The sequence below is a fragment of the Enterobacter cloacae complex sp. GF14B genome (genome assembly GCF_004136805.1).
Classification (GTDB): Bacteria; Pseudomonadota; Gammaproteobacteria; order Enterobacterales; family Enterobacteriaceae; genus Enterobacter; species Enterobacter hormaechei_C.
In genome coordinates, this window is sequence record NZ_QFRV01000153.1 from 1 (window position 1) to 4,493 (window position 4,493).

Sequence of the window (4,493 nt, forward strand, 5' to 3'; positions counted from 1 at the left end):
GCTTTTTGTTTTCAATTACTCTCTAAGAGAGAGAGAGAGAGCAGATGCTTTTGATTTTGAAGCTTTTTGGGGCTCTGCTTTTGGGCATCCCTTGTAAACCTTTAAATAAGTGGCTTGGGCCTTCATTCCTCAGAGCATCTGGACGCAGAGTCTGAGAGTAAAACCCAAGCCACTCTCTTGTACTTTGAACTGATTAATACAAAAAGAAATACCGAAAGGGGCGCCAGTCTTTGGGGCCAATATCTCTAGGCACGGAACTCCGCCGGGCCAGTGCAAATCTATTGTGATCTGTGAATTGTTTTGAAGTGGTTATTTGGTGCTGTCGCGATTGATTCTTGACTTGGAGTGTCCAAGTCTGTTACGGTGGTATCAGAGCATGGCCGATTTCTCTTCTACGGGAAATCCGATCCCCAATTTTTTTTCCGCGGCACCTATGGCTTCATGCAAGGATCAGTCGACTCCCTCTGCATTTGGAGATGCGGGCAGGGATCACAACGAAGATTCAGACAGAGAATATGGCCCGCCTCGGCCTACTTAGGCGGAGCAAAGAGAGATGGAGCGTCGTCAATTGATCGGCGATGCAACAAAGATGATGCTCAATTTTGCCAAGGATCCGAAGATGGTAAAATATATGAACCAGACCTCTTTGAAAGAGGTACAGACGGAGTGGCAGAGAACCACAACACCACTCCCGAAACCCGCTCTCAAGAAACCTTCTGCCTCCAAGAAATATACGGAGAAGGAACTGGAGAACGTGGTTGATGCACGGATTGCTCAGCTTTTTGACATGCAAAAGAAAGCCAAAAAGCACGGCAAAAAGCAGAAGAAAGGCACTGACTTCCCGGGTTATTTGGGTCGTCAGTCTACTTTTGAAAAAGCAAGAAAACAGAAGAAGCGTGTTCGATTTGAAGGAGTACCCAATTCTTCTTCTTCTAACAGTTCTTCTAGCTCATCTGATTCGAGCGAAGAAGACCGAAAAGGCAAAAAGCGAAGCAAGAAGCAACGCTTCGGAAAGGGCAAGAAAAAGGCAAAGACGTCTAAATCTCGCCCCGTGAGTGACAGTTTTACAGAGGACTGGTCTACAGAAAGTTCAAACTCTGATGAGAGCAACTTTTATGCAAAGAAGAAGAATTTTTACAAAGCCAACCAATATGACTTTCTCGAAGACAAAAGCAAGAAAGTCCGAGAGTTTAAGGAAGGTGGACAATCAATTAAATTTGACACGTTTTCGGGATATAGAGATGCTTCGAAGGCTTTGTCTTTTGTACAGCAGTTTGACATCACTTTCGTGGGAGGACGCTACTCAGAGCACTCTAAGATTTGGAGAGGTGCCTCTTACTTTAAGGGGAATGCTCGAACTTGGTGGTCCACGCTTCTATTAAGCAAGACTGTGCCAGTTAAATGGCTGAAATTTAAGAAGCTTTTTATTTCTTCTTGGTTGACTCAAGAGTATGAACGCGATATACGAGCTGCTTGGAACCATCTTCGGATGACCAAGAAAGATACAATCAATGCTTACTGTGAAAGATTCTGGAGCTCTTTTCTACCCGCCTCTTCATTCAAGAAGATCTCGTTCAGAGAACAGATTGAGCGGTTTACCTTGGGTCTACCTACAGAGATCTGAGATCCCTGCTTGGAACAGAAGTCAGCTTCTAGTTGATGAGTCATGCGAAGTGGGGCTTTGCCATTCACTCTGGCAGTCTGACCTACCCCACAGATGAGGCCATGACACAACGAGCCGAACAGACTTCTGGGAATGAAAGTAGAAAGAAAAAGAGCAATCAAGAGAAAAAGGATGCACGACCCAAGCTTACTCCTGAGGAGAGAGCTCGCTTCATCAGGGAGGGGAAGTGCTTTGGATGCGGGGAACCTGGACATATCTCCGCGAAGTGCCCTAATAAGGCACAGAAAGAACAGAATGATAAAGACGACGAAAGGCCTGAGAGTTCGAGAGCAGCTGAGGAATGTGGCAGAAAAGGCAGATAGAAAAGCAGAACTGGTACCACATGGCGTGGGACTTGCACCGAATCAAATGAATGAAAGTACAAACTTTGGCGTTTTTTTTTGGGGCAAAGTGAAGGATCAAGAAGCTCTTTTGAAGGAGCCAAGGCCAACTTCTTGAATTGGCGGCTCGATTTGGAATTACGCCCGACAAGCTGAGGTCACAGGCGGAGGTAGTTCGAGAGGGCACCCGGACGAGATGTTGCCATTACACCGAGCATTGGCAAACTTCGTTTGCAATGATAGGGGTGTTTAGGGCACGACGGAGTTTAACGTAATTTCCTTGGAAGGTTGTGACGTTCTACTCGGAATCCCTTGGTACCACAAGAACTACGCCGTGGTTGACTACCGGGCCGAGAAAGCGACTTTGATAAATGAAGGGCTTAGAGATTGTACTTGATGAACTTCAGTTTCCTTACTCATTCTTTTGGGCGAGAACTGAACGATGGATAAAGGTTGAATATGTTTTCACCTGATCAAAAGAACGCCAAGATTTTTTCTCTACACTCATGCCGATTGTTTTTCAGAGGGCCTAAAGATCAGACCATTGACCTGATACCTGGAAGCAGGCCACCGAATCGTGTGAGCCGAGTACAGAATGAAAAGATTATGAACTCAGTGAAAGACGGATCTTTGAGAATGTGCATCGATTATTGAACTCTTAACTAAATCACCATCAAGAACAGATTTCCGATTCCTAGGATCGATGATATACTCGACAGGTTACAGGGATCCTCGTGCTTTAGCAGGATTGACTTGAAGAGTGGATACCATCAGATCAGGATAGCGCCAGGAGATGTCTACAAGACAGCTTTTCGGACGACTTTTGGGTTATTTGAGTTTTTGGTGATGCCTTTTGGCTTAACCAATGCTCCTGCGACATTTAACCGGATGATGGACAGGATTTTTCGAGAGTACAAGCTATTTGTTGGCACTTTCTTTGACGATATCATTGTTTTCTCCAAGAATGAGGCAAAACATAGAGATCATTTGCTTCAGGTCTTTCAGGCATTACGAGATCACAAGTTAGTGATTAATGCAAAGAAAAGTGAATTTTTCCTACCCGAGATACACTTTTTGGGACCCATAGTCTCAGCAGCATGAGTGCAAATGGATCCGGCCAAGATAGAGACTATCCGTGATTGGCCCGATTTGAAGAATGTCCATGAAGTTAGAAGCTTCTTGGGACTGTGTTCGTACTACAGGCGGTTCATACGAAAGTTTGCAGAGGTTGCTTCCCTTTGCATATCTTGACTCAGAAAGGAGTCCCTTTCTCGTGGGGACCCACAGAGGTGACTGCCTTTCAGACATTGAAAGAGAAATTGACTACGGGACCAGTTTTGACTTTGCCGGACTTGCAGAAGTCATTTGAAGTATATTGTGATGCTTGTGGTCGTAGTCTGGGTGCGGTCTTAATGCAAGAAGGCCATGTCATTGCTTACGAGAGCCGATTGTTCTCAAGGCCGGAGATGACAGCACAGATTTATGAGAAAGAGCTTTTGGCGGTTATCCATGCTCTTACTCAGTGGCGGCATTACCTACTCGGAGCGGATTTTATTGTCTTTACAGACCATCAGAGTTTGCGCTACTTCTTGTCACAGAAGCAGCTTTCGGAAAAGCAGATGCGGTGGGCGAACATCTTGTCACAGTTCCACTTCCAGATTATCCATGTGCAGGGACAAAAGAATGTGGTGGCAGATGCTTTGTCTCGGAAACCGTTGGTTCTGGCTATTTCCGCGATACATCATAGGAGCTTCGAGGATATGGTCGATCAGTATGCCACAGATACAGATTTTGCAGATATTTTCACACGGATACGGGATGGGGAGACAGTAGCTGGATACTCCCTTCGGGAAGGCTACTTGATGAAAAAGACTATGTTGTGCGTTACACAGCCGTTGAGGGAAAAGGTTATGACTGAATGCCACTGTCCACCTTTTACGGGTCACCGCGGCATTGCTACCACCATGAAAGGGGTAGAGAGATACTTCTTTTGGCCGTGACTCAAAAAGGACGTGGAAGAGTTGTGCGCAGTATGCCAGAAGGTCAAGTTTGACAGGCACAGGGATTGTTATACCCTTTACACATACCCACCCGCCCCCGGGAAAATATTGAATGGATTTCATTTTTTTGAGCTCCCGAGAACACCGAATGATCACGATGATTTTCCGATTACATGGCAGTTTGAGATGATTGTCTCCGACAGAGACCCCAGATTTATGAGTTTGTTTTGGAAGGCAATTTGGGAGAACATTGGCACGCAGTTGTAGTTCTCATCATCGTCACCCGCAGACTGACGGGCAATCCGAGATTGCCAGTTCAGTGGTTTTAGATTTATTGAAGTCTTATATCTCGGATCAAAAGACTCAATGGAAAAAGTATCTACCTTTGGTGGAATTTGCCTACAATAACACGATACACTCTTCGACGGGGAAGACGCCATGTAAGATTGTTGAAAGTGCTGCGAAGGTTCCATCCTTCCTGAGCACGAC

General features: G+C 45.5%; 4 protein-coding genes. All 4 read left to right on the plus strand.

What is annotated here, in order from left to right; all coding sequences use genetic code 11:
• Positions 1–553 precede the first annotated feature (553 nt).
• The 4 genes from DD606_RS23850 to DD606_RS23865 all read left to right on the plus strand — a co-directional run bounded on the left by DD606_RS23850 (position 554) and on the right by DD606_RS23865 (position 4,004).
• Positions 554–1,624 carry a hypothetical protein gene (locus DD606_RS23850; protein WP_129259295.1) on the plus strand — a complete coding sequence of 357 codons (1,071 nt, stop codon included), beginning with the start codon at positions 554–556 and terminating at the stop codon, positions 1,622–1,624.
• Positions 1,625–1,756: 132 nt separating this feature from the next.
• Positions 1,757–2,122 carry a hypothetical protein gene (locus tag DD606_RS26550; protein WP_255573123.1) on the plus strand — a complete coding sequence of 122 codons (366 nt, stop codon included), beginning with the start codon at positions 1,757–1,759 and terminating at the stop codon, positions 2,120–2,122.
• A 590-nt stretch (positions 2,123–2,712) separates the two neighbouring features.
• A complete protein-coding gene (locus DD606_RS26710) occupies positions 2,713–3,105 on the plus strand; it encodes a reverse transcriptase family protein (protein WP_368853789.1) in 393 nt (130 codons plus the stop codon).
• 86 nt (positions 3,106–3,191) lie between these two features.
• A complete protein-coding gene (locus DD606_RS23865) occupies positions 3,192–4,004 on the plus strand; it encodes an RNase H-like domain-containing protein (RefSeq protein WP_255573124.1) in 813 nt (270 codons plus the stop codon).
• The last annotated feature ends 489 nt before the right edge of the window (positions 4,005–4,493 follow it).